Annotated in this window: 27 protein-coding genes, 1 other RNA gene and 1 riboswitch; of the genes, 9 read left to right on the top strand and 19 right to left on the bottom strand. The window is 66.0% G+C overall.

Annotated elements, in window-relative coordinates; translation table 11 throughout:
- A partial coding sequence (locus WBG56_RS10445) for a hypothetical protein (protein ID WP_424267988.1) occupies positions 1-196 on the bottom strand: 196 nt, incomplete at its 3' end.
- Positions 197-231: 35 nt separating this feature from the next.
- Between WBG56_RS10445 and WBG56_RS10440 the strand changes: the two genes are divergently transcribed.
- Positions 232-861 carry a 5-formyltetrahydrofolate cyclo-ligase gene (locus WBG56_RS10440; protein ID WP_424267986.1) on the top strand — a complete coding sequence of 210 codons (630 nt, stop codon included), beginning with the start codon at positions 232-234 and terminating at the stop codon, positions 859-861.
- Between the two features lie 70 nt (positions 862-931).
- Here WBG56_RS10440 and metF read toward each other — a convergent pair whose 3' ends face one another.
- The 7 genes from metF to metK all read right to left on the bottom strand — a co-directional run bounded on the left by metF (position 932) and on the right by metK (position 8,398).
- Positions 932-1,789, bottom strand: a complete 858-nt coding sequence (gene metF, locus WBG56_RS10435; RefSeq protein WP_424267984.1) for a methylenetetrahydrofolate reductase [NAD(P)H] — start codon at positions 1,787-1,789, stop codon at positions 932-934.
- A 16-nt stretch (positions 1,790-1,805) separates the two neighbouring features.
- A complete protein-coding gene (locus tag WBG56_RS10430; RefSeq protein ID WP_424267992.1) occupies positions 1,806-2,144 on the bottom strand; it encodes a phage holin family protein in 339 nt (112 codons plus the stop codon).
- A 91-nt stretch (positions 2,145-2,235) separates the two neighbouring features.
- Entirely contained in the window at positions 2,236-3,642 is a 1,407-nt protein-coding gene (gene ahcY, locus WBG56_RS10425) for an adenosylhomocysteinase (protein WP_424267982.1), read from the bottom strand.
- Positions 3,643-3,704: 62 nt separating this feature from the next.
- Positions 3,705-3,803: riboswitch (S-adenosyl-L-homocysteine riboswitch) on the bottom strand.
- 78 nt (positions 3,804-3,881) lie between these two features.
- Positions 3,882-4,781, bottom strand: coding sequence for a transporter substrate-binding domain-containing protein (locus tag WBG56_RS10420; RefSeq protein WP_424267980.1), 900 nt, complete (start codon positions 4,779-4,781; stop codon positions 3,882-3,884).
- A 50-nt stretch (positions 4,782-4,831) separates the two neighbouring features.
- Positions 4,832-5,488: a GntR family transcriptional regulator gene (locus tag WBG56_RS10415; protein WP_424267978.1), complete on the bottom strand. Its 657-nt coding sequence runs from the start codon at positions 5,486-5,488 to the stop codon at positions 4,832-4,834.
- 83 nt (positions 5,489-5,571) lie between these two features.
- The gene (locus WBG56_RS10410; protein ID WP_424267976.1) at positions 5,572-6,942 is read right to left on the bottom strand and encodes an NAD(P)/FAD-dependent oxidoreductase; all 1,371 of its coding nucleotides are present in this window, start codon (positions 6,940-6,942) and stop codon (positions 5,572-5,574) included.
- 292 nt (positions 6,943-7,234) lie between these two features.
- The gene (metK, locus tag WBG56_RS10405) at positions 7,235-8,398 is read right to left on the bottom strand and encodes a methionine adenosyltransferase (RefSeq protein ID WP_424267974.1); all 1,164 of its coding nucleotides are present in this window, start codon (positions 8,396-8,398) and stop codon (positions 7,235-7,237) included.
- Positions 8,399-8,582: 184 nt separating this feature from the next.
- Here metK and WBG56_RS10400 point away from each other — a divergent pair, with 184 nt between their 5' ends.
- Genes WBG56_RS10400 through WBG56_RS10380 form a run of 5 tightly spaced genes read left to right on the top strand, consistent with a single transcriptional unit; the run spans position 8,583 to position 12,998 of the window.
- Positions 8,583-9,473: a lysophospholipid acyltransferase family protein gene (locus tag WBG56_RS10400; RefSeq protein WP_424267972.1), complete on the top strand. Its 891-nt coding sequence runs from the start codon at positions 8,583-8,585 to the stop codon at positions 9,471-9,473.
- A gap of 21 nt (positions 9,474-9,494) precedes the next feature.
- Complete coding sequence (locus tag WBG56_RS10395; protein ID WP_424267970.1) at positions 9,495-10,385, top strand: lysophospholipid acyltransferase family protein; 891 nt, start codon at positions 9,495-9,497, stop codon at positions 10,383-10,385.
- A gap of 45 nt (positions 10,386-10,430) precedes the next feature.
- Positions 10,431-11,321 carry a diaminopimelate epimerase gene (gene dapF / locus WBG56_RS10390; protein ID WP_424267968.1) on the top strand — a complete coding sequence of 297 codons (891 nt, stop codon included), beginning with the start codon at positions 10,431-10,433 and terminating at the stop codon, positions 11,319-11,321.
- Between the two features lie 11 nt (positions 11,322-11,332).
- Complete coding sequence (locus WBG56_RS10385) at positions 11,333-12,013, top strand: DUF484 family protein (RefSeq protein WP_424267966.1); 681 nt, start codon at positions 11,333-11,335, stop codon at positions 12,011-12,013.
- Positions 12,014-12,029: 16 nt separating this feature from the next.
- The gene (locus WBG56_RS10380) at positions 12,030-12,998 is read left to right on the top strand and encodes a tyrosine recombinase XerC (RefSeq protein ID WP_424267964.1); all 969 of its coding nucleotides are present in this window, start codon (positions 12,030-12,032) and stop codon (positions 12,996-12,998) included.
- Between the two features lie 46 nt (positions 12,999-13,044).
- On the opposite strand, the gene WBG56_RS10375 is transcribed toward WBG56_RS10380, so the two are convergent.
- From WBG56_RS10375 to WBG56_RS10360, 4 genes are read right to left on the bottom strand one after another with little or no spacing between them, the layout of a single operon-like run.
- Positions 13,045-14,073 carry a metal ABC transporter solute-binding protein, Zn/Mn family gene (locus WBG56_RS10375; RefSeq protein WP_424267962.1) on the bottom strand — a complete coding sequence of 343 codons (1,029 nt, stop codon included), beginning with the start codon at positions 14,071-14,073 and terminating at the stop codon, positions 13,045-13,047.
- Positions 14,066-14,971, bottom strand: a complete 906-nt coding sequence (locus WBG56_RS10370; RefSeq protein ID WP_424267990.1) for a metal ABC transporter permease — start codon at positions 14,969-14,971, stop codon at positions 14,066-14,068. Before WBG56_RS10370 ends, WBG56_RS10375 begins: the two co-directional genes overlap by 8 nt.
- Positions 14,971-15,687, bottom strand: a complete 717-nt coding sequence (locus tag WBG56_RS10365) for a metal ABC transporter ATP-binding protein (RefSeq protein ID WP_424267960.1) — start codon at positions 15,685-15,687, stop codon at positions 14,971-14,973. The genes WBG56_RS10370 and WBG56_RS10365 overlap by 1 nt, the downstream gene beginning before the upstream one ends.
- 53 nt (positions 15,688-15,740) lie before the next feature.
- Complete coding sequence (locus WBG56_RS10360) at positions 15,741-15,884, bottom strand: hypothetical protein (protein WP_424267958.1); 144 nt, start codon at positions 15,882-15,884, stop codon at positions 15,741-15,743.
- Between the two features lie 45 nt (positions 15,885-15,929).
- Here WBG56_RS10360 and WBG56_RS10355 point away from each other — a divergent pair, with 45 nt between their 5' ends.
- The gene (locus tag WBG56_RS10355) at positions 15,930-16,397 is read left to right on the top strand and encodes a Fur family transcriptional regulator (protein WP_424267956.1); all 468 of its coding nucleotides are present in this window, start codon (positions 15,930-15,932) and stop codon (positions 16,395-16,397) included.
- A gap of 150 nt (positions 16,398-16,547) precedes the next feature.
- On the opposite strand, the gene msrA is transcribed toward WBG56_RS10355, so the two are convergent.
- Both msrA and WBG56_RS10345 read right to left on the bottom strand, forming a co-directional pair.
- On the bottom strand, positions 16,548-17,072 hold the full coding sequence (msrA, locus tag WBG56_RS10350) for a peptide-methionine (S)-S-oxide reductase MsrA (protein ID WP_424267954.1): 525 nt from the start codon (positions 17,070-17,072) through the stop codon (positions 16,548-16,550).
- Between the two features lie 59 nt (positions 17,073-17,131).
- Complete coding sequence (locus tag WBG56_RS10345) at positions 17,132-17,482, bottom strand: c-type cytochrome (protein WP_424267952.1); 351 nt, start codon at positions 17,480-17,482, stop codon at positions 17,132-17,134.
- 88 nt (positions 17,483-17,570) lie between these two features.
- Between WBG56_RS10345 and lgt the strand changes: the two genes are divergently transcribed.
- Positions 17,571-18,365: a prolipoprotein diacylglyceryl transferase gene (gene lgt, locus WBG56_RS10340; protein WP_424267950.1), complete on the top strand. Its 795-nt coding sequence runs from the start codon at positions 17,571-17,573 to the stop codon at positions 18,363-18,365.
- Here lgt and WBG56_RS10335 read toward each other — a convergent pair.
- The 5 genes from WBG56_RS10335 to WBG56_RS10315 all read right to left on the bottom strand — a co-directional run bounded on the left by WBG56_RS10335 (position 18,304) and on the right by WBG56_RS10315 (position 20,685).
- A complete protein-coding gene (locus WBG56_RS10335) occupies positions 18,304-19,062 on the bottom strand; it encodes an SIMPL domain-containing protein (protein WP_424267948.1) in 759 nt (252 codons plus the stop codon). The two genes, lgt and WBG56_RS10335, sit on opposite strands and share 62 nt — an antisense overlap.
- 107 nt (positions 19,063-19,169) lie before the next feature.
- A non-coding RNA gene (ssrS, locus tag WBG56_RS10330) (6S RNA) lies at positions 19,170-19,351 on the bottom strand.
- Between the two features lie 37 nt (positions 19,352-19,388).
- The gene (locus tag WBG56_RS10325) at positions 19,389-19,691 is read right to left on the bottom strand and encodes a cell division protein ZapA (protein WP_424267946.1); all 303 of its coding nucleotides are present in this window, start codon (positions 19,689-19,691) and stop codon (positions 19,389-19,391) included.
- A gap of 3 nt (positions 19,692-19,694) precedes the next feature.
- Positions 19,695-20,096: a hypothetical protein gene (locus WBG56_RS10320; RefSeq protein WP_424267944.1), complete on the bottom strand. Its 402-nt coding sequence runs from the start codon at positions 20,094-20,096 to the stop codon at positions 19,695-19,697.
- A gap of 10 nt (positions 20,097-20,106) precedes the next feature.
- Positions 20,107-20,685: an RNA pyrophosphohydrolase gene (locus tag WBG56_RS10315; RefSeq protein ID WP_424267942.1), complete on the bottom strand. Its 579-nt coding sequence runs from the start codon at positions 20,683-20,685 to the stop codon at positions 20,107-20,109.
- A 67-nt stretch (positions 20,686-20,752) separates the two neighbouring features.
- Between WBG56_RS10315 and WBG56_RS10310 the strand changes: the two genes are divergently transcribed.
- A complete protein-coding gene (locus WBG56_RS10310) occupies positions 20,753-22,483 on the top strand; it encodes a proline--tRNA ligase (RefSeq protein ID WP_424267940.1) in 1,731 nt (576 codons plus the stop codon).
- Positions 22,484-22,499 lie beyond the last annotated feature (16 nt).

Here is a 22,499-nt window from a genome sequence, read left to right as displayed (position 1 = left end):
CCGCGACGACCGCCTGCGGGGCCTCGCCCGACTGCACCTCGGCCGCCGTCGGCGCATGGGCCGCCGCGCAACCGCTCAGGCCCAGCGCAGCCGCCAGCCCCCAGGCCAGCACGCGCCCATGCGATATCGGCTGTTCAGGAGAACAGGCGGCACGCCCGGCCCGGTCGAAATGTCCCGGATCCCTTAGAATGTTCACGCGCATCACGCCACCCCACAGCTACTGCTTGCCTTATGAATCAGAACGCACAGGATAACGCAGTCCCCTTGAGGACGCGACTGAAACAACGCCGCACGGACCTGCCCGCCGCCGACCGCGACCGGGGCGCCCTGCTGATCCGCGGCCGCCTCTTTACCTGGCTGGCCGGCCGTCGAACCGCCCTGCGCGGATCAGGCCGCGCGGACATCCGCCACATCGCGGCCTTCTGGTCCATGCCCGATGAACCCGCCCTGCAGGCGCTGCTGCGCCAGTGGGCGGAAGACGACTCCCTGACGGTATCCCTGCCCGTGGTGACGGGCCCCGAGACCCCATTGTCGTTTCGCTGCTGGACGCCGGACGCCCCGATGCGAACGGGCGCCTACGGCATCCAGGAACCCGATGGCCCCGACGCCCCCGCCCCGGACCTGGTCCTGGTGCCGACCCTGGGCTTCACCCGCCAGGGCGACCGCCTGGGGTACGGCGGCGGCTACTATGACCGCACGCTGGCGGCCCTGAAGGCCGCCGGCCATCCCTTCACCGCCATCGGCATTGCCTGGGCCAGCGGGGATCTCAGCGGGGAATCCTATACTCCGGCCCCGCACGACATCCGCCTGGATGCCGTCCTGACCGACAAGGGCTGGGCCGTCCCGGCCCCCGAGCTCTGACGTCCCGGCAGGTCACCCCGCGCCGTCGTGCCCAGCGCAGCCCGGCCAAGGGGCCGGGCCCGGCGGAACATTACGCCCCGATCCGCAGGTTGTCGCAAACCTGCACCACGGCGTCCGCGTTGTTCAAGGTGTAGAAGTGCACCCCCGGAGCGCCGTTTTCCAGCAACCGCGCGCATAGGCGCGTGACGACGTCGACGCCGAACGCCCGGATCGACGCTTTGTCGTCGCCGAAGTCCTGCAGGCGCAGCCGCATCCAGCGCGGGATTTCCGCCCCGCACATGGATGAAAACCGCGCCAGCTGGGTGTAGTTCGTCACAGGCATGATGCCCGGCGTGATGGGAATCCCGACGCCTTTGGCGCGCGCCCGATCGACGAAATCGAAATAGGCGTCCGGGTTGAAGAAATACTGTGTGATGGCGCCGTCGGCGCCGGCTTGCACCTTGTCGACGAAGTGCTGCAAGTCCCGTTCGGCGCTTTCCGCCTGGGGGTGCATTTCCGGGTAGGCCGCGACTTCGATATGGAAGGCATCGCCATATTGTTCCCGCACGAAGCGCACCAGCTCGCCGGCGTGATGCAGGTCGCCCGTATCCCCCCCCATGCCGGAGGGCAGGTCGCCGCGCAAGGCCACCAGCCGGCTGATACCCCGGCTACGGTAATCATCCAGGATCACACGCAGATCATCGCGCGTCGCCCCGATGCAGGACAAGTGCGGCGCCACGTCGGTGCCCAGGTTGCGCAGCATCTGCACGGTGTCGACCGTGCCGGTGCGGGTAGACCCGCCTGCGCCGAACGTGACGCTGACGTAGGCGGGATTCAGGGCCGCCAGGCGCTTGGCTGAGCGCACCAGGCGTTCCTGGGCGGCGATGTCGCGGGGCGGAAAATATTCCAGACTGAGAACGGACGCCCCCGGCTTTGTAGGATGTGACATGATTTCCCGGAATCTCTTATTGCAGCAGCAGATTGGCCAGCACGCCGGACACCAGGCTGTAGACGATGGCGCCAATCACGGCCCACCAGAAGCCGTCCACCTGGAAGCCCTTCAGGATCGACCCCGCCCACCAGAACACCAGGGCATTGAGCACGAGCAGGAACAGCCCCAGCGTGACGACGGTCAGCGGCAGGGTCAGCAGGATGAGCAAAGGTTTGACGACGGCATTGAGCAAACCCAGCACCAGCGCCGCGATCAGCGCCGAGCCGAAGGATGCCACCGTGATGCCGGGCAGCAGATAGGCCACCACCAGCAGGGCGACCGCATTCAGGATCCAGACAAGCAATAGCATGATGATGCTCCTTTGACAGTGCGGGCCCGGGTCGGCCGCGAACTAGGCGCCCGGCCTGGCGCTGTATCCGCACCAGGCCGGGCGCCGGGACCGATCAATAGCGGTAATGGCCGGGCTTGAAGGGGCCCGTGACCGGCACGCCGATGTAATCGGCCTGCTTTTGAGACAGCGACGTCAGGCGCACGCCCAGTTTCTTCAGGTGCAGGCGGGCGACCTTCTCGTCCAGGTGCTTCGGCAGCACATAGACCTGGCCGGTCTTGTACTGATCGCCGCGCGTGAAGAGCTCGATCTGCGCGATGGTCTGGTTGGTGAAGGATGCGGACATCACGAAAGACGGGTGCCCGGTGGCGCAGCCCAGGTTCACCAGACGGCCCTTGGCCAGCAGGATGATGCGCTTGCCGTCGGGGAAGATGATGTGATCGACCTGGGGCTTGATTTCTTCCCATTGCAGGTCTTCCACCGAAGCCACGTTGATCTCGCTGTCGAAGTGGCCGATGTTGCAGACGATGGCCTGATCCTTCATGCGATACAGGTGGTCGCGATCGATCACGTGGTAGTTGCCGGTGGCGGTGACGAAGATGTCGGCCTGTTCGACGACGTCCTTGTCGTTCAGGTCCACGACCCGGTAGCCTTCCATGGATGCCTGCAGGGCGCAGATGGGGTCCACTTCCGTGACCCAGACCTGGGCGCGCAGCGCCGCCAGCGCCTGGGCGCAGCCCTTGCCCACGTCGCCGAAACCGCAGACGATGGCGATCTTGCCCGCCACCATGACGTCGGTGGCGCGCTTGATGCCGTCCACCAGCGATTCGCGGCAGCCGTACAGATTGTCGAACTTGGACTTGGTCACCGAGTCATTGACGTTGATGGCCGGGATCTTCAGTTCGCCGCGCTGCGACATCTGGTACAGGCGATGCACGCCCGTGGTGGTTTCCTCGGTCACACCCTGGATCTGCGCCAGACGGGTGGAATACCAGGTGGGGTCCTGCGCCAGTTTCGCCTTGATGGAGGCGAACAGGACGCGTTCTTCCTCGTTGTCGGGCTTGGCGATCACGGACGCATCGGTCTCGGCCCGCGCGCCCAGGTGCAGCAGCAGCGTGGCGTCGCCGCCGTCATCCAGGATCATATTGGCCTGTTCGCCCTGCCAGTCGAAAATGCGGTGGGTGTACTGCCAGTAGTCTTCCAGGGATTCGCCCTTGACGGCGAACACCGGGGTGCCGCTGGCTGCGATGGCGGCGGCGGCATGGTCCTGGGTGGAAAAGATGTTGCACGAAGCCCAGCGGACTTCCGCCCCCAGCGCCTTCAGGGTTTCGATCAGCACCCCGGTCTGGATGGTCATGTGCAGGCTGCCGGCGATACGGGCGCCCTTCAGCGGCTGCGATGCGGCGAATTCCTCGCGCGTGGCCATCAGGCCCGGCATTTCGGTTTCGGCAATGGAAAGTTCGCGGCGGCCCCAGTCGGCCAGTGCGATGTCGGCGATGACGTAGTCGTGTGCAGTGCTCATGGTATCCCTATAGAGCCTGCGCAGCGGAGGAACGGTTGCCGCCCACCCCTGCCCGCGCAGGGCAACGATGGGCGCCGTTCATAAAGAAGGTTCCTGAGCCTGGCGGCCCGCATCAAGGCCCATGACGGGCCGGCGGGGCCGGTGCAGCGCCCCTCAGGAAAGCGGGTCATTATACTGTGTCGGCGGCGGACTCCGGATCGCGGCCCGCCGCATGGCGAGCCCGAAGGGCGCGCGCCCGGTCAGACCCCCTTGTCATTGGGATGGGCGATCGCATCCTTCAGAGGCTGCGTCATCGGGAAATTCAGGTTCAGGCCCTTGGGCGGAATCGGCTGGGTGAACCACTTGCCGTACAGGGACTGGAACTCGCCCGACCGCATCAGGCCGACGATCGTTTGATCGACCAGGGTCTTGAACTGTGGATCGTCCTTGCGCAGGATCAGGCCGTAGGGCTCCACACGCAAGGCCTCATCCAGCAAACGCCATTTCCCGGGATCCTGGCTGTTGGCCACCATGCTGGCCAGCAGGATGTCATCCATCACGAAGGCGTCGGCGCGCCCGGTCGTCAAGGCCAGGAACGACCCCGCATGGTCGGAACTCAGCACCCGGACCGTCTTGAAGTCGTGCTTTTGCTCGTAGGCGTTCAGCAGGGCGATCGACGTGGACGCCGCCGTCAACGCGACGTTCCTCCCGGCGAGATCCTTGAAAGTCTTGACGGGGCCGTCCTTGCGGACGACCGCGCGGATGCTGGACACGAAAATCGTGTCGCTGAACGCTACGACCTTCTGCCGTTCCAGCGTGTTGGTGGCGGGGCCGCAGACCAGGTCGATCGTCCCGTTCTGGATGAGAGGAATCTGGTTGCTCAATTGAATCGGCACGAGCTTGATGCGCAGATCCTGCAATTTCAGCTTGGCCTTCGCCGCATCGGCCACCTTCTTGCACAGATCCATTGCGAACCCGACCGGCTTGGGCCGGTCATCCAGATAGGAAAACGGGACCGACACATCCCGATAGCCCAGGCTGATCTCGCCGCTTTGCTTTATTTTCGCCAGCGTCCCGTCCAGGGCCTGTCCCTGGGCGGGAACCGCCGAAAATGCCAGTGCGGCGCCCGAAGCCAACAGGGCGGCAAGTAATCTATTCATGGTCTGTCTCCTTGGTGGGTCGGGCGGCAAGCCCGATAGTCCGTCACATGCTAAAAAGGCCGGTCGCGCGAGGTTTCCTGTCGCTTGCGGCGCAACACCGTGCGGGTCTTCTCGATGTGCGCCTCCAGAAGGCGCACCGCCCGCTTCGCATCCTGCGCGGCGCACGCCTGCAATATCCGGTGATGGTCGGCCTGCGGGCCGGATCGCCCGACGGTCACGGAAATGTAGGTGCGCAGGAACTGGTGATTGACCAGCACGGCGTCCTCGATCATCTTCAGGAGCCGGTTCCTGCCGCAGGGCCGATAGAGCGTCATGTGGAAGCTCATGTTCAGGTCGCGCCATTCTTCGGGGTTCTCGCTGCCGTCGTACCGGGCGAGCACCGCTTCCGCCTGGGCGATGACCGCCGGCGTCATGTTCGGGATGGCCAGCTTCAAAGCGCGCGATTCGAGCGCGATCCGGATGTCCAGCATTTCCTCCAGTTCGTCGAGGCTGCGCGAGGACACGAAGGCGCCGCGATGCAGTTCCGACGCCACCAGGCCCTCGGCCTCGAGCTGGCGCAGGGCTTCCCGCACAGGCACGCGGCTGACGCCGTACTGGTCGGCCAGGGCTTCCTGGCGGATCTGCAGGCCCGGAGGCAGGACGCCATTGAGGATGTCATGGCGCAAGGCCCTGACGATTTTGAGGGATACCGGTTCAGCATCAGACATGGCCGATCGCACTCCTGTGACAAGAACGAATCGCGGCGCCGCCCGGGCTGACATGCGCGCCGCGTGAAAAGCGCTGTGAATCCTTAGAGACTGCCTTTGCCCATCCGGGCCAGTTCGGCCATCAAGGCCGCATCCGCGTGGCGGCTCAGGCTGAGCGACGAGGCGAAATCCGGCAGCGGCCGGCCCGCGACCCACCGGGCGCACAAGGCCCCCGCCGCGCAGGCTCCCATGGAGCCATATCCCGACAAGGCCCCGGCGACAAAGGCCCCCTGCCCATCCAACGGGCCGATCAAGGGCCAGTTTTCCTCTGTCATGGTGTAGTACCCGCCGTAATGGCGGGCGCCGCGCGGCAGGCGCCCGATATAGGCGGCCAGGCCCGGATGCAGGCGGCTGGCGCCCCGCAGGACTGTATCGGGAAACTGCGGATCGATGGGATCTTCCTGATGCGGGTCCGTCGCCGTCTGGTTGTATGCCCAGCCCAGCTTGATCCACTTTCCCCCCGGCGCCCCGTCCGGGCGGCAATGAATGCCGCCCCGCATCGGCTCGGTCAGGTGGCGGGTGGCGGGGTCCTCGGCCAGCAAGGCCCGGTCTTCGTCTTCCCAGAACAGGACCTGGTCGTCCAGGTCGATGGTGAACGGCAGATCGCGCGGAATCGCCGCCTCGCGGTCCTCGAAGGCGATTTTCTGCTGGAAGACCGACTTCACCGGCAGATCGCATCCCAGCATTCGCCCGACATCCCCGAGATACGGGCCCGCGGCATTGACCACGCGATCCGCCATGAGAGTGCCGCGCCCCGACCCGCCATCCAGATCCAGGCTGTACCGCGCGCCATGAGTCACACCCCGCACCTCGGCGCGGATCAGATGCCCGCCCCGGGCCCGGAGCTGTTCGAGCATGTACTGGCCCATCTGCTGTGCGCTGATGGACCCGGCGCGGCGGATGTGGATGACGGTGGCGATGTCCTGCGCGCAGGTGGGAAACGTCTTGCGGATGGTCGCGGCGTCCAGCAGCACATCGACCCCGTTCGGAGCGTTTTCCCAGGGCGTCCGCCGAGGCGGATCGTATCGCGACGACACATGGTCATGGATGCGGATGGGCGCGTGCGATTGCGCGTAGCCCTGGTACAGGCTGTCGATCAGGTCCTGCGGCTTGCGCCGCCGGGTGACCAGAGCGTACCCGCCGCGGGTCATGTTCAGCCGCCCGCCGCTTTGCCGGTCGATGTCCTCCATCAGCGAAATCGAGTGGTCGGTGAAGGCGGTCATCACCGGATGCGGCCACCAATTCCTGTAGTTTTCCCCGGACTGGGCCGAGGTCAGGCTCATGGGGTCGAGCGGGTCGATCAGCGCCACGCTGCGCACCCCTTCCTCGATTGCGAGGTAATAGGCGACGGCAATGCCCACGCTGCCCGCGCCGATCACCGCCACATCCACGGATTGAATTGAGCTTTCCGACACACGACCCCCAAAACCAGACAGGACAATCAGCCCTGAAAAATTCAATGTTTCATATCCAATATCGTATCCAATCTTGGCGACAAAAATGGATCGGTGATAACCCTGATATCAGAGTCAAGATCCCGGATTCGAAAGGGCTCGCGAGGAAATGAGACGCGCCGTCAGCGAACGCATCGCATCTGGGCAGAGGGGGAATTCAAAGAGAAAGGCCAGGGCCCCGCCATGGACCATGGCCTGGAATGGACACGGCGCGACCCATCCGCCGATGGTGTCGCGCCCCGCGTCCGGAGGATCAGGCAGCCGCCTTCAGCACCTGGACCTTATCGGTGGCTTCCCAGCTGAATTCCGGCTCGCTGCGGCCGAAGTGACCGTAGGCGGCTGATTTGGAATAGATGGGACGCAGCAGATCCAGCATGTTGATGATGCCCTTGGGACGCAGATCGAAGTGCTCGCGCACCAGGCGGGCGATCTGGTCATCGGGGATCACGCCCGTGCCTTCTGTGTAGACCGTGATGTTGATGGGTTCGGCCACGCCGATGGCGTAGCTGACCTGCACCTGGCACTGACGGGCCAGACCGGCGGCGACGATGTTCTTCGCGACGTAGCGGGCGGCATAGGCGGCCGAGCGGTCGACCTTCGACGGGTCCTTGCCTGAAAAGGCGCCGCCGCCGTGCGGGCACGCGCCGCCATAGGTGTCGACGATGATCTTGCGCCCGGTCAGGCCGCAGTCGCCCTGCGGGCCGCCGATGACGAATTTGCCCGTGGGGTTGATCAGGAATTTGGTCTTGTCCGTCAGCAGGCCTTCGGCGAAGACCGGGCGGATGATGTGCTCGATGGCGGCATCGCGGATTTCCGCCTGGGAAATGTCCGGATGATGCTGGGTGGACAGCACGACGGTATCGACTTCGGCGGGCTTGCCGTCCAGGTAGCGGAAGGTGACCTGGGACTTGGCATCCGGACGCAGCCAGGGCAGGCGGCCGTCCTTGCGCAGTTCGGCCTGACGCTGCACGATGCGGTGCGCGTACCAGATGGGCGCCGGCATCAGGTCGGGGGTTTCGTCGCAGGCATAGCCGAACATCAGGCCCTGGTCACCCGCGCCCTGATTCAGGATTTCTTCAGGCGTGCGGTCCACGCCCTGGGCGATATCGGGGGACTGCTTGTCGTAGGCGACCAGCACCGCGCAGCCCTTGTAGTCGATGCCGTATTCGGTGTTGTCGTAGCCGATGCGACGGATCGTGTCGCGGGCCACCTGGATGTAATCCACATTGGCGCGGGACGTGATTTCACCGGCCAGCACGACCAGGCCGGTATTGCAGAGGGTTTCGGCGGCGACCCGGGAAGTCGGGTCCTGTTCGAGCAAGGCGTCGAGAATCGCGTCGGAGATCTGGTCGGCGACCTTGTCGGGATGGCCCTCGGAAACGGATTCCGAGGTAAAGAGAAAATCGTTGTTTGCCACAGCGATACGTCCTGTATGTACACCGGCAAGGCCGGCGCGAGGTTGAACGAAACGCGTTGCACCTCTGGATGTATCGGGGCGCGACGCTTTAGCGGTTTAGACCATGCCGTCGCCGGCACGGAGATCGCTCCGCAAGTTGTCGGGTTAACTCAGCGATCAGGAGAATTTTAAGCGAAAATACCCCATGCCTGCTGAAAACGCCTCGCCCGACAGGGATATTCCGTCCCTCGCACTGTTGTTTCTCGTGCGCCTGCTTGCCCGATTGCCCCTGGCCTGGCTTCAATCCCTGGGCCGGCTGATCGGCCTCGCCGTGTACTGCTGCCCGGGACGCTACCGGCGCCGCCTGCAGGACAACGCCCGGCGGGCCGGCTATGACACGCCCGCGTTCTTCCGCAAAGCCGCCGCCGAATCGGGGGCCATGATCCTGGAAATGCCCAAGGTCTGGTGGCGCACCGCCCAATGCCTGGCCCAGACCCATAGCGACCAGGAGTCCATCGTGCGCGACGCGCTGGCCGAAGGCCGGGGCGTGCTGTACCTGACCCCCCACCTGGGCTGCTTCGAAATCACCGCCCGCCACCTGACGCAGCATGGCCCCTTGACGGTGATGTTCCGCCCTTCGCGCAGCGCGCTGCTGGATCCCATCGTCGAGTCCGCCCGCGATATGCACAATCTGCGCGCCGTGCCCGCCAATCGCCACGGGGTACGCGAATTCGTCCGGGCGTTGAAGCGCGGCGAAGCCGTGGGCATGCTGCCCGACCAGGTCCCCCGCGAGGGCGACGGCCTGTGGTTGCCGTTTTTCGGCGAACACGCCCTGACCATGACACTGGCGGCCCGCCTGGCCTTGCAGACCGGGGTCGCGGTCATCCTGACGGCCGGCGAACGCCTGCCCGGCGGCCGCGGCTGGCGCATCCACTATCTGCGCCTGCCGGAACCCCTGCCGCAAACGCCGGAAGCCCTGGCCCTGGCGATCAACCAGGCCATGGAATCCCTGATCCGGCGCTTTCCGGAACAGTATCTATGGAGCTACAACCGCTACAAATGGCCGGATGACGCCCCGCCCCACCCGGGCGGCTGATCCTCCTACAATGCCCCGATCATGGCTTTCGATAAAAAACCCCTGCTGCGGGCCTTGTTCGGCTATTTCGGCCGCTGCCCGACCTCCACCCGGCTGCGCTGGGGGCGCATCCTGGGCTGGCTGACTCCCCGGCTGCTGAAATCCCGCGCCCACATCGTGCGCGTCAATCTGGCGCGCTGTTTCCCGGATATGGACGATGCGCAACGCGAAGCCCTTGCCCGCCGTCATTTCCGGCTGCTGGCGCAGTCCTTCGTCGATCGCGGCCTGTGCTGGTTCGGCGCGCGCGAACGCATTCTGTCGACCATCGAACTGCAGGGCGAGCATCACCTGCAGACCCTGCTGGACCAGGGCCGGCGCATCCTGATGTTCGCTCCGCACTTCATCGCGCTGGATGCCGCCGCCACCCGCCTGACCCTGTTCCTGGGAGAGTCCGCCACGCTCTACACCCGCCAGAGCGATGCCGACGTGGACGAGATCGTGCGCCTGGGGCGCGGGCGCTTCAACCAGGTGCATCTGGTCAGCCGCCACGACGGCGTGCGCGGCCTGATCCGGCAGTTGCGCAAAGGCATCCCCGTCTACTATTTGCCGGACATGGATTTCGGCCGCCAGGGCAGCGCCTTCGTGCCGTTTTTCGGCGTGCCCGCCGCCACCCTGCTGTCGGCAGCCCAGATCGCGGCCGCCTGGGACGCCGCAGTGGTGCCCATCATCAGCCGGCTCGACCCCGACACAGGGCGCTATCAGGTCATCGTGGGCCCGCCGGTGGACGATTTCCCGGGAGGCGACACCCCGGAAGCCGCCACCGCCCGCCTGAACCGCCTGATCGAAACGGAAGTCCGCCCCGACCCCGCGCAATATTACTGGGTGCACCGGCGCTTCAAGACGCGCCCCGAAGGCGAGACTGGTTTCTACTAGCACCCGCCCTCGCCAAGTCCCGGGGACGCTTGCGCCCCCCGTTTTTTGCAGGATAATCTTCGGATGATCTGGAACTTCACCAAAATGCAGGGCGCCGGCAACGACTTCGTCGTGCTGGACGGCGTGCGTCAATCCATCCACCTGACGCCGGAACGCGCCCGCGCCCTGGCGGATCGGCATTTCGGCATCGGCGCCGACCAGATCCTGCTGGTCGAAGACCCGCTGGACCCCAACGCCGACTTCCGCTATCGCATTTTCAATGCCGATGGCGGCGAGGTCGAACACTGCGGCAACGGCGCCCGCTGCTTCGTGCGCTTCGTGCATGATCAGGGGTTGTCGCGGCGCAATCCGCTGCGGGCGGAAATCGCCACAGGACTGCTCGTGCTGCACGAATCTGACGACGGCCGGGTCTCCGTGGACATGGGCCAGACGGCATTCACGCCCGACCGGCTGGCCTTCGATGCCGCTGGGCTGGAAACCCGCGCGGCCGGCGCCGACACGCTGTACGGCCTGGACCTGCCGGGTGAAGCCGACCCGGTCTGGTGCTCCCTGGTCGCCATCTCCAACCCCCATGCCGTCACCCTGGTGGACGACACCGAAGCCTTCCCGGTCGGCCGTATCGGCCCGGCCATCGAACGCCATCGCCGCTTCGCACAGCGGGTGAACGCCGGCTTCATGCAGGTCCTGGACCGCCATCACATCCGCCTGCGCGTCTTCGAGCGCGGGGCCGGTGAAACCCTGGCCTGCGGAACCGGCGCCTGCGCCGCCGCCGTGGCCGGCATCCGCCGCGGCCTGCTGGACAGCCCGGTCCGGGTGGATACCCACGGCGGCGCGCTGCACATCGAATGGAACGACCAGGCCTTGCGCATGCGCGGCCCGGCCGCCACGGTTTTTCATGGCCAGGTCGATATCGACACTCTGGTCGCTTCTCGCTGATGGAACCCCACATGACACAGGAAGCCCCAAGCGCTCAGGACATCGCAGACTACCTGAGCCAGAACCCACAGTTCTTCGAAGACCATGCGGACCTCTTTGCCACGCTCAGCGTGCCCCACCCGCACCAGGCCCGCACCATATCCCTGGGCGAGCGCCAGATCCTGACGCTGCGCACCCGGGTCAAGGAACACGAACACCGCCTGATGCAACTGCTGCAGAACGCCGGCGGCAACGAGCGCATCAACCAGGCGCTGATGCAGTGGTGCGCCCGCATGCTCGCCGAACCGGATGCACTGCGGATCCCCGCCCACATCATCCGCAGCCTGGGCGATCAATTCGACCTGGACGCCATCGCCCTGCGCGTCTGGGGCCTGCCGATCCTGGCCGACAGCGAATTCGCCCAGGACGTGACTTCCGACATCCGTCGCGATGCCGCCGATATGCCCCAACCCTATTGCGGCCCGGTCAAAGGCCAGGCCGCCGCCGGCTGGCTGGCCAACGAGCCCGCGTCGCTGGCCATCGTGCCCTTGCGCGCGCTCAATGGCGCGGAACCCATCGGGATGCTGGTGCTGGGCTCAGCCGACCCCCAGCGCTTCACCGCCGACATGGGCACCGCCTTTCTGGCGCTGATCGCCTCCCTGGCCGGCGCCGCCCTGGGGCGCCTGATCGATCCGGCGCCCCAGGCAGCCTGAGGCGCCGGGCAGCGCCATGTCCGCCGACGACACCCGCCGCATCGAAGCCTGGCTGACGGAACTGGGCGCCGGACAGCGTTACTCTCCGCACACGGTCGCCGCCTACCGGCGCGACCTGCAGGCCCTGCAGGGCTGCTTTCCGGACCGCCCGCTGGATACACTGGAAGAAATCCACATCCGCCAGGCGTTGGGGCGCCTGCACGCCCAGGGGCGCCAGCCACGCGGTCTGGCGCGCACGCTATCGGCTTGGCGGGCCTATTTCGCCTGGCGGGCGCCTCACGCCGGCCTGCACCGCAATCCAGCCCAGGGGGTGCGGGCGCCCCGCATCCCTCGCAGCCTGCCCAAGGCGCTATCGGTGGACCAGACCCAGGCGCTGCTGGACCGCGCGCACTTGCCGCCGGCGCAGACCCCCATCGAAAAGCGCGACATGGCGATGTTCGAGATCCTGTATTCCAGCGGGCTGCGCCTGTCGGAATTGGTCGGGCTGGACTGGCAGCCGCTGCGCGAGCCGGGATACGCCTCGCACAGCTGGATCCAGTTGGCCGAACGCGAAGCCATCGTTCAGGGAAAAGGCCGCAAGACGCGCGCCGTGCCCCTGGGACAGCATGCCATCGACGCGCTGCAGGCCTGGCTGGCTGCGCGCGCCCCGATGCTGCCGCCCGAACCCGACGCCGACACCCGGGCGGCGCTGTTCCTGGGCACCCGGGGCCGGAGAATCAGCCCGCGCGTCGTGCAATTGCAGCTGCAGGCCCTGGCGCAGCGCGTCGGCCTGCCGCTGCACGTCCACCCCCACAGCCTGCGGCACAGTTTCGCCAGCCACCTGCTGCAATCCGCCCAGGACCTGCGGGCGGTGCAGGAACTGCTGGGGCACGCGAACATCGCCACCACCCAGATCTATACCCGGCTGGATTTCCAGCATCTGGCGGCCAGCTACGACCAGGCGCATCCGCGGGCCCGGCGCAAGGCCAAGGACGAGACGTCCTGATCCATCCCGCCACCGGCAAGGCCCCGGCCATCCTGGCCCAGGTCCCCTACTGCGCCGATTTATCCCCTTGCCAGGCCGCCAGCAACTGCTGCGTATTCCAGCGGAACATTCCCAGATAGGTCGAGGCTTCCTGCCCGGGCTTGCCCAGCGTATCGGCATACAGCGCCCCGCCCAGCGTGACCCCGGCCTCATCGGCCAACTGCCGCAAGGCCTGGGAACCGCTGCCGTGTTCCAGGAAAACGGCAGCGACATGCTGCGTGCGGACCTGATTCAGCAAATCCGCCATGGCGCGGGCGGACGGCTCGGCCTCGCTGGAAATGCCCACCAGCGACAAAATGCGAATGCCATACGCGGCGCCGAAATAACCGAAGGCATCGTGCGAGGTCGCCAGGACCCGGCGGTCCTCCGGCACGGCGGCCAGCTGCTCGCGCCACCGCGCATCCGCTTCGCGCAACTGCTGGACATAAGCGTCGGCCCGAGCGAAATAAGCCGAGCCATGAGCCGGGTCGGCCTGCGCCAGCCCCTGGGCGATGTTCTGCACGTACTGCACGCCGTTGCTCAGGTTCTGCCAGGCATGCGGGTCGACTGCGCCGGCCTCGTGCGCATGGCCGTGCCCATGATCATGCGCCGCATGGTCATCGTCGTCGTGCTCATCCGCACCGGCCTGCGCGGCTTCCGCTTCGCTCAGGTGGCGCGGGGCCACGCCCCGGGACGCCAGGATCGTCTGCCCCTTGAAGCCGGAAGCCTCCAGCAGGCGCGGCATCCAGGACTCGAAGCCCAGCCCGTTGACCACCAATACCTGGGCGGCGCCCAAAGCGCGGGCATCCTTGGGACTCGGTTCAAAAGTGTGCGCATCGCGCATCGGCCCCACCAGCACGTCCAGGCGGATGTCGTCGCCGCCGACCTCGCGCACCATGTCCGCCAGGATCGAAAACGAGGCCACCACCCGCAAGCGGGCTGCGGGCGCGGCGCCAGGGGCCTGCGCCCCCGGCGCGCCTTGCGTCTGCGCCTGGGCCGTTCCCAGGGCCAAGCACAGTGCCAATCCGGCACCCAGGTGCCGCCAGAGTTCAAACATGTTCATTCTCCATCGATTGCAACAACCTGGTCCGCCGCGCCCGGGCCTGCCGTGCCGTCTGCAACAGGCCGCCATGGGGTCCGACTGCCACGGACACGAAATGCGCCGCTCCCGCAGCCAGGATGATGGCGGGCGACGCCGCCACATCCGCGTAATACGACACCAGCAAGCCGACATAGGACGCCACCGCCCCCAGGATGGCGGCCAGCACCATCTGCGCCCCGACCGAGCGCACCCAGAACCGCGCCGCCGTGGCGGGCAGCATCATGATGCCGACCACCATCAGCGTGCCCAACACCTGGAAGCCGGCCACCAGGTTCAGCACCAGCAACAGCAGGAACCCCATATGGGCCCAGGCGCCGACCCGGCCTTCCGCGCGCAGAAACAACGGATCCAGGCATTCCGTGACCAGCACCCGGAACATGCCCGCCAACGCCAGCAAGGTGATGCTGCTGACCAACGTCACCAGCAACAGCGCGGCGGTGCTCAGACCCAACACGGTGCCGAACAGCACATGGATCAGATCCAGATTGGTGCCCTTCAAGGACACCAGCAGCACCCCCAACCCCAGGGACACCAGATAGAAGGCGGCGAAACTGGCGTCTTCGCGCAAAGGCGTCAGGCGCGAGATCAAGCCGGCCAGCAGCGCGACGATCACACCCGTGATCAAGCCGCCCACCGTCATGGCGGTCATCGACAGGCCGGCGGTCAGGAAACCCACCGCGACCCCCGGCAAGATGGCATGCGCCATGGCATCGCCCATCAGGCTCAGGCGCCGCAGCACCAGAAACACGCCCAGAGGGCCGGCCGCGAACGCCAGCGCCCAGGAACCGGCCAGAGCCCGACGCATGAAACCGAAATCGATGAAGGGCTGCGTCAGCAGATCCCACAGGTGCATCATGACAACCCCCCGGCGCACAAATGCCGCGCCAGATGCAAATTGGCCGTGCTGAGCACCTGATCGCTCGGCCCCCAGTCCACGACCTGGCCGGCCAGCAGCAACGACTCCGGAAAATGATGGCGCACCATGTCCAGATCATGCAGCACGGCGATCACGGTCCGGCCTTCCTCGTGCCACTGATGCAGCAGGACCAACAGATCGTCGGTCGTGGCCCGATCCACGGCGGCAAAGGGTTCGTCCAGGAGAATCACCCGGGCATCGCGCAGCATCAGCCGGGCGAACAGGGCCCGGCGCAACTGCCCGCCCGACAGAGTATTCACCGCCTGATGGCCAAAGCCCGACAGGCCCACCGTATGCAGGGCTGCTTCCACGGCATCCCGGCCCGCGCCATCGAGCCCTTTCCACGCGCCCACACGGTGCCAGGCCCCCAGCGCCACCAGATCGAAGGTGCTGATGGGGAAATCCAGATCCAATTCCGCCGCCTGCGGCAGGCAGGCCAGGCTGCGCCCAAGATCGGGGTCGATGCGGATATGGCCCCGGATCGGGTTGAGCCGCCCCGTCAGCGCCTTGATCAGGGTCGATTTGCCCGCGCCATTCGGGCCGACCAACGCCGTCAGCGTCCCCTGGGAAAAAGTGCCGCAGGCATCCCGCACGGCGATACGGTCGCGCCAACCCAGCCAGACCTGCTGCAGTTCGACGGCCGGCGCACGCATCCCCTGACCGGCAGCTCCGCCATGCACGGAGCAGGATGCCCCCGCCCCGTGGTCTACCACCATTGCAGCGCCCACCCGGTCAGCGCCCACAGCAGCAGCACGGCCCAGGCCGCGCGCCGCATGCGGCACGCGGCCGACAGCAGCAAGGACGACCCTCGGTAATGGTCGGATCGGGAAAACGACAGGAATCGCGGCATGGTGGAGTCAACAAATAAGGTTCGTTATGTTATAACATAACTATCATGACGACCAAGGCACATTCTCATCCGGCTTCCGCCATCGCCCAACGGCTGCGCACGGCGGAACAGCTCTGCGCCCAGCGCGGTTCGCGGCTGACGCCGTTGCGCCGCCAGGTGCTGGAAACGCTGTTGCAGCATCCCGGCAGCCTGAAAGCCTACGAACTGCTGGATGCCTTGCGCACCGCCCAGCGGGGCGCAGCCCCGCCCACGGTGTACCGCGCGCTGGATTTTCTGACCGCCCAGGGCCTGATCCACCGGCTGGACGCCATCAATGCCTGGACCGCCTGCACCGATGCCGGCGGCCAGCCGCACGACCTGCTGATCGTCTGCACCCGCTGCGGCAACGTCGCGGAACTCAGCGATCCGGCGCTCAGCCGGCGCCTGGCCGACTGCGTGGCTCAGGCGGGCTTTGTGCTGGACGGCCGCGAAACCGAACTGCGCGCCGTCTGCACCCGCTGCCAGCAAGGATGAGTCAGGACATAGTGCCGTCCCTGCGGACGGCACTATGCCTGACGAATCCGCACCGCTTGCAAGCGGCGCGGTGGACAAGCAACGCGGGATAAGAGGCGCAGATGCCGAATTTGCGTCCAGGCATGGACGGCACAGGACGCCGGAGCGTCCTCAGTCAGCCAGCAGATGGGCGTAGCGCTGGCGGAATTTCGCCATTTTCGGGGCGATCACGAACTGGCAATAGCCCTGTTCGGGATAGCGCTCGAAATATTCCCGGTGCAGGGATTCGGCGGGCCAGAACGCGCCTGCCGGCTCGATCCGGGTGCAGATCGGAGCATCGAAAAAGGCCTGGGCATCGTCGCGCGCGGCCTCGGCGGCGATGCGCTGCGCCTCGTCCCGATAGAAGATGACCGAAGCATACTGGGGACCGATATCATGCCCCTGGCGATCCGGCGTGGTCGGGTCGTGCGTGCCGAAAAAGACCTCCAGCACGGTGCGATAGCTGATCCGGTCCGGGTCGAAATCCACCTGCACGACTTCGACGTGACCGGTGTCCTTGCGGCAGACCTGTTCATACGTCGGGTGATCGACATGCCCGCCGCAATACCCCGGCTGCACGTCCCGCACGCCCGCCATCGCCCGAAATACCGGCTCCAGGCACCAGAAGCACCCGCCGCCAAGAATGGCCTGTTCCATATTTTCCTCTTGATCGTCCGTTGATCATCCGCCCCAGGATACCCCGGGCCGACCGGCTTTCAGGGCTGCCCGTCGTCCGACAGGGACAGAATCCACTGCGCCAGGCGCAGAGCATCGGCATCGGACAGTCTCGTCTGGGCCGGCATGGGAATCGCCCCCCATTGGCCGCTGCTGCCCCGGCGCATGGCCTGCGCCAGATACTGCGCCGCCTGCGGCCGCCCCTGAAAACGCTGCGCAATGGCGCGGAAGGGAGGTCCCACCCGGCGGGCCTCCACCTGATGGCATCCCAGGCACTGACGCTGGCTGGCCAGGGCCTGGCCTCCGGCAATGCCGGCCTCTGAGGCCAGGGCCGGACCGGCCATCAACGCAAACAGGCCCGACAGCAAGCCCAGGCGGACCATCCGGATCATTGTGCAACGATATTGCATGGCGTGGCTGTCACCCCCATCAAACTGATCACGGTATTATCCTTGATTGTCTTTCCTGCGGGTGTCTCACATGCACTACCCTCAAATCGACCCCATTGCGCTGCAGTTGGGGCCTATCGCCATTCACTGGTACGGCTTGATGTATCTGGCCGGATTCGCCCTGGCCTGGCTGCTGGGCCGCTGGCGCATCCAGCACCACCCCAACGGGCTGACGCTGCGCGACCTGGAGGACATCATCTTCTACGGCGTGCTGGGCGTCGTCCTGGGCGGACGCCTGGGCTACGTGCTGTTCTACAAGTTCGACGATTACCTGGCCCACCCGCTGTCGATCTTCGAGGTCTGGCAGGGAGGCATGTCGTTCCATGGCGGCCTGATCGGCGTGATCCTGGCCATGCTGATCTTCGCCCGCAAGCGCGGCCAGCACCTGCTGGCCATCGGAGACTTCATCGCCCCGCTGATCCCCCTGGGGCTGGCGGCCGGCCGGCTGGGCAACTTCATCAATGGCGAACTCTGGGGCCGCCCCACGGACCTGCCCTGGGGCATGATCTTCCCGGGCGCGCACGACGAAACGCCGCGTCATCCGTCGCAACTGTACGAAATGGGCCTGGAAGGGTTCGCGCTCTTCGCCCTGGTCTGGTGGTTCGCCCGCAAGCCCCGCCCCACGGGGCAGATCAGCGCCGTATTCCTGATGGGCTATGGCGCCTTCCGGTTCCTGGTGGAATTCACCCGGGAACCCGACGATTTCCTGGGACTGCTGGCGGGCGGCCTGTCCATGGGACAGATCCTGTCCATCCCCATGGTGCTCATTGGGCTGTGGCTGTTTGTGCGGGCAGCAAGACGATCGTCCCCTGAACGGACACGCTGAGCGTCTGGCGCCCGCCCTCGATGGGGGCGGCGACCTTGTCCGCCGCCATGGCGCTCATCATCATGCGCGGCATGGGCGCCGCCGGCACATCGCCCTCTCCGCCCAGGTCCACGTTGTACAGCCGGTAGGCGCTGAACCCCAGGGCCTGTGTCAGGGCCTGGGCGCGATCCTGGAATGCCTTGACCGCCTGCAGCATCAATTTCCGCTCTTCAGCCGCCTGGCGTTCCCGGGAGACCGAAAACGACATCCCGGCGATCGGCATCCGATCGGCCAGTTGGGCCGCCAGCTTCGATGCCGCCGGAAAGTCCCGGGACTCCAGCAGGATCTCGGCATGCCCCCGCCATTCTGAAATGCGGCCGTCCCGATCCGTCATGGGCCAGATGCGATAGTTGCCGCTGCGGGCTTCGATCCCGTCGTGGCCCTTGGCCTGCTTCATCACGGCATCCAGTCTGCCGTTCAACTGATCGGACACCTGGGTCTGCGACGCCCCGGTGACCTCCGCCGCCAGAGTGACCACCACCGTATCCTGCTGCACTTCCTCGCTGGCCTGCGCCGACAGCGTCGCCTGCGGACGGTTCCGGCCGGATTCCGGCGAATCATGGGAGGATCGGGCCTGCGCCGGCGGCGCGATCGCCAATACGGCGCCCAGCGCCAAGGCGGCCATCAACGGTTGACGAAACGAGACGAAATGCGTCATGAGGAATCCCTGCGAGCACCGCCGGAAAAGGCGGCCAGAAGCCTGCAGGATACCTGCAAAGAACAGGCAAACAAAAGTCCGCCGTGTTACCACGGCGGACCATTTGTAAATGCCCCACCTGTGCCGTCTAGGCCGGCATCCCGGAACCGGAGGTTCACGGTGGTCGCCTTCAGTCAGCCTTCGGGCTATCCAAGTAAAGGTAGCGCGCCTATCTGTCAATCCGGCAACCGATGCCAATTAGCATTGGTTCAAGGAATGTATGGCCAGGTCTCGAACACGGCAGGGACTTAAACCGCCGGATGCCAAAGCGCACCCGGGAAAATCTGTTAACCGGCGTCACCCGACACGGAGTCGAGCATGCGGTTCATGGCGTCAATTTTACCCCTGAAATCACCCAACGCAATATGACTGAGTGGACCGTCCGGCGCGCGCAGGGTGAGCAGCTCGTTGGCGATCTGGATGGCTGCCATCACGGCGATGCGTTCATTGCTGACGATCTTGCCATTGCCCTTGATGGCCAGCATGCGCTGATCGACCTGGCGCACCGCCGCCAGCAAGGCGTCTTTTTCCTGAGGAGGGCACGCCAGCGAGTAATCGCGTCCCAGAATCGATACATCGACACGTTCCATGGATCAGGCCTCCGCGCCGGGCAGGCGCTCTAGGATGAGTTCAATCTGCTGCTGGGCGCCGCTGGCCACGGCGCGCAGGCGGTCGTAGTCGGCCTGCGCCGTGGTCAGGCGCTGCTGCAGGGATTCCGAGCGCGCCTGATGATCCCGCAACTGTGTTTCCAGAGACTGGTGAGCCTGTGCGGTTTCATCGCGCACGGCCTGCAGTTCCTGGTCGTGCCGGGCCATGCGTTCGGACATGCGGGCGAACTCGTCGTGTTCGTGCGCCTGCTGGGATTTGAGCGCCTGGCATTCCTGTTCCAGTTGCTGGATCCGGGCCTGGAGGGCACGGCGTTCGGCCTGTAGATTCTGGGCGAACTGCACGACCGTCTGGATACGTCGGGATAAGGCGTCAAGATCTTCGAGCATGCGGTCTACCCTAGGAAGAGGACTGGGAGGAATGCCCCCCCGGCAAAGCCGGGGACTGGCCGGTCTGTACGGTACTGCGGTGCCCCCGGTGACGCAAATACCGGTTTTCCCGCCCGCGCCGGAACAGCAGGCCGGACAACTCATTGAGCGCTAAAGTGTAGACCTCGCGCTTGAATTCGATCACGGCATCCAGCGGAACCCAATAGGCGTTCCAGCGCCAGGCGTCGAATTCGGGCGTATCGGTCGCCCGCAGGGAGACGTCGCTGTCGCGCCCCACCATGCGCAGCAGGAACCAGATCTGTTTCTGGCCTTTGTAGTGGCCGCGCAATTCGCGGCGCACGTAATGGTCTGGCACGGTATAGCGCAGCCAGTCTCGCGTACGCCCCAGAATACGGACATGTTCGGCCTGCAGGCCGGTTTCCTCGTGAAGTTCTCGATACATCGCCTGCACGGGGGTCTCGCCGTGCTTGATGCCGCCCTGCGGGAATTGCCACGCGTGCTCGCGGATGCGTTTACCCCAGAAAACCTCGTTTTTCTGGTTCACGAGAATGATGCCGACATTGGGACGGTAGCCTTCGCGATCCAACATGGGGCCACCTCGGTTGTGAATTCAATACAATTACCATCGATTATACGTACCCAGCGGGATCCCCACCATGCACGCCAGCAAGTACCACCTGAACACCCTGAAAGAAGCCCCTGCAGAAGCCGAGGTCGTCAGCCACCAGCTGATGACGCGCGCCGGCATGATCCGCAAGATCGCCGGCGGCATCTACACCTACATGCCCATGGGCCTGAAGGTGCTGCGCAAGATCGAAGCCATCGTCCGCGAGGAAATGAACCGCGCCGACGCCATCGAGTTGCTGATGCCGGTGGTGCAGCCCGCCGAACTGTGGCAGGAATCGGGGCGCTGGGAACAGTACGGCGCCGAGCTGCTGCGCATCAAGGACCGCCACCAGCGCGATTTCGTCCTGCAGCCCACATCCGAGGAAGTCATCACCGACATCGCCCGCAATGAAATCCACAGCTGGCGCCAGCTGCCGGTGAATTTCTACCACATCCAGACGAAATTCCGCGACGAGCGCCGGCCCCGTTTCGGCCTGATGCGCGGGCGCGAATTCACCATGAAGGATGCCTATTCCTTTGACCGCGACGAGGCCGGCGCCCTGGCCAGCTACGACGTCATGTACGCCGCCTATCAACGCATTTTCACCCGCCTGGGCCTGACCTTCCGGGCCGTGGCGGCCGACACGGGGTCCATCGGCGGATCGCGCAGCCACGAATTCCAGGTCATCGCCGACACCGGCGAGGACCTGATCGTCTACAACCCCGATTCCGACTACGCCGCCAACATCGAGCTGGCCGACGCGCCCTGCCTGCTGCCCGCCCGCGAGCCCGCAAGCGAAGCGCTGACGAAACGCGCCACGCCCGACGCCCCCAAATGCGAAATCGTCGCCGATCAACTGGGCCTGCCCCTGTCGCGCACGGTGAAAGCCGTCGTGCTGGCGACCGACCCGGCCGACGGCCCCGCCCGCCTGTGGCTGCTGCTGATTCGCGGCGACCACGAAACCAACGAGATCAAGGTCGGCAAGCTGCCCGGCTTCCAGGACGGCTACCGCCTGGCCACCGAGACCGAGATCCGGGACGCGTTCCATTGCACCCCCGGCTACCTGGGACCCGTCGGCCTGGACGCCGCCGTCACGGTGATCGCCGATCGCACGGTCGCGCACATGGGCGACTTCGTCTGCGGCGCCAATGAAGCCGGCTACCACCTGACCGGGGTGAACTGGGGCCGCGACCTGCCGGAACCCGCCCTGGTGACGGACCTGCGCAATGTCGTGGCCGGCGACCCCGACCCCCGGGGCGGCACGCTGGCCATCCAGCGCGGGATCGAAGTCGGCCACGTATTCTTCCTGGGCGACAAATACTCCCGCGCCCTGAACGCTACGTTCCTGGAAACCGACGGCAAGCCCGCCGTGCTGCAAATGGGCTGCTATGGCATCGGCATCAGCCGGATCGCGGCCGCCGCCATCGAGCAGAACCACGATGATCGCGGCATGATCTGGCCCCGCGCCGTGGCGCCGTTCGAGGTCGTGCTGTGCCCCATCGGCATGGCCAAAAGTGAAACCGTTCGCAACACCGCGGAATCCCTGTACCAAGCCTTGCAGGCCCAGGGCATCGACGTCATCCTGGACGACCGGGATACCCGCCCCGGCATCATGTTCGCCGACTGGGAACTGATCGGCGTGCCGCTGAGGGTGACGCTGGGGGATCGCGGCCTGAAAGAAGGCATCGTCGAAATCCAGTCGCGCCGCGACACCCAGGCGCAGCGCGTGGCCCCGGACGACGCCGTCGCGCACATCCTGAACGCGCTGGAGGCCCTTTGAACCCGACATGTCACAC

The organism is Castellaniella sp. (assembly GCF_049671645.1).
GTDB lineage: Bacteria > Pseudomonadota > Gammaproteobacteria > Burkholderiales > Burkholderiaceae_B > Castellaniella.
Note: the sequence above shows the minus strand (reverse complement) of the source record. Positions and strands in the feature narration are given on the sequence as shown.

Excerpts from the sequence above, each read along its gene's own strand:
- WBG56_RS10440 (WP_424267986.1), top strand. The coding sequence starts at position 232 with ATGAATCAGAACGCACAGGATAACGCAGTCCCCTTGAGGACGCGACTG.
- metF (WP_424267984.1), bottom strand. The coding sequence starts at position 1,789 with ATGTCACATCCTACAAAGCCGGGGGCGTCCGTTCTCAGTCTGGAATAT.
- ahcY (WP_424267982.1), bottom strand. The coding sequence starts at position 3,642 with ATGAGCACTGCACACGACTACGTCATCGCCGACATCGCACTGGCCGAC.
- WBG56_RS10420 (WP_424267980.1), bottom strand. The coding sequence starts at position 4,781 with ATGAATAGATTACTTGCCGCCCTGTTGGCTTCGGGCGCCGCACTGGCA.
- WBG56_RS10415 (WP_424267978.1), bottom strand. The coding sequence starts at position 5,488 with ATGTCTGATGCTGAACCGGTATCCCTCAAAATCGTCAGGGCCTTGCGC.
- WBG56_RS10400 (WP_424267972.1), top strand. The coding sequence starts at position 8,583 with ATGCCTGCTGAAAACGCCTCGCCCGACAGGGATATTCCGTCCCTCGCA.
- WBG56_RS10395 (WP_424267970.1), top strand. The coding sequence starts at position 9,495 with ATGGCTTTCGATAAAAAACCCCTGCTGCGGGCCTTGTTCGGCTATTTC.
- WBG56_RS10385 (WP_424267966.1), top strand. The coding sequence starts at position 11,333 with ATGACACAGGAAGCCCCAAGCGCTCAGGACATCGCAGACTACCTGAGC.
- WBG56_RS10380 (WP_424267964.1), top strand. The coding sequence starts at position 12,030 with ATGTCCGCCGACGACACCCGCCGCATCGAAGCCTGGCTGACGGAACTG.
- WBG56_RS10375 (WP_424267962.1), bottom strand. The coding sequence starts at position 14,073 with ATGTTTGAACTCTGGCGGCACCTGGGTGCCGGATTGGCACTGTGCTTG.
- WBG56_RS10370 (WP_424267990.1), bottom strand. The coding sequence starts at position 14,971 with ATGCACCTGTGGGATCTGCTGACGCAGCCCTTCATCGATTTCGGTTTC.
- WBG56_RS10365 (WP_424267960.1), bottom strand. The coding sequence starts at position 15,687 with ATGCGTGCGCCGGCCGTCGAACTGCAGCAGGTCTGGCTGGGTTGGCGC.
- WBG56_RS10360 (WP_424267958.1), bottom strand. The coding sequence starts at position 15,884 with ATGCCGCGATTCCTGTCGTTTTCCCGATCCGACCATTACCGAGGGTCG.
- WBG56_RS10355 (WP_424267956.1), top strand. The coding sequence starts at position 15,930 with ATGACGACCAAGGCACATTCTCATCCGGCTTCCGCCATCGCCCAACGG.
- msrA (WP_424267954.1), bottom strand. The coding sequence starts at position 17,072 with ATGGAACAGGCCATTCTTGGCGGCGGGTGCTTCTGGTGCCTGGAGCCG.
- WBG56_RS10345 (WP_424267952.1), bottom strand. The coding sequence starts at position 17,482 with ATGATCCGGATGGTCCGCCTGGGCTTGCTGTCGGGCCTGTTTGCGTTG.
- lgt (WP_424267950.1), top strand. The coding sequence starts at position 17,571 with ATGCACTACCCTCAAATCGACCCCATTGCGCTGCAGTTGGGGCCTATC.
- WBG56_RS10335 (WP_424267948.1), bottom strand. The coding sequence starts at position 19,062 with ATGACGCATTTCGTCTCGTTTCGTCAACCGTTGATGGCCGCCTTGGCG.
- WBG56_RS10325 (WP_424267946.1), bottom strand. The coding sequence starts at position 19,691 with ATGGAACGTGTCGATGTATCGATTCTGGGACGCGATTACTCGCTGGCG.
- WBG56_RS10320 (WP_424267944.1), bottom strand. The coding sequence starts at position 20,096 with ATGCTCGAAGATCTTGACGCCTTATCCCGACGTATCCAGACGGTCGTG.
- WBG56_RS10315 (WP_424267942.1), bottom strand. The coding sequence starts at position 20,685 with ATGTTGGATCGCGAAGGCTACCGTCCCAATGTCGGCATCATTCTCGTG.
- WBG56_RS10310 (WP_424267940.1), top strand. The coding sequence starts at position 20,753 with ATGCACGCCAGCAAGTACCACCTGAACACCCTGAAAGAAGCCCCTGCA.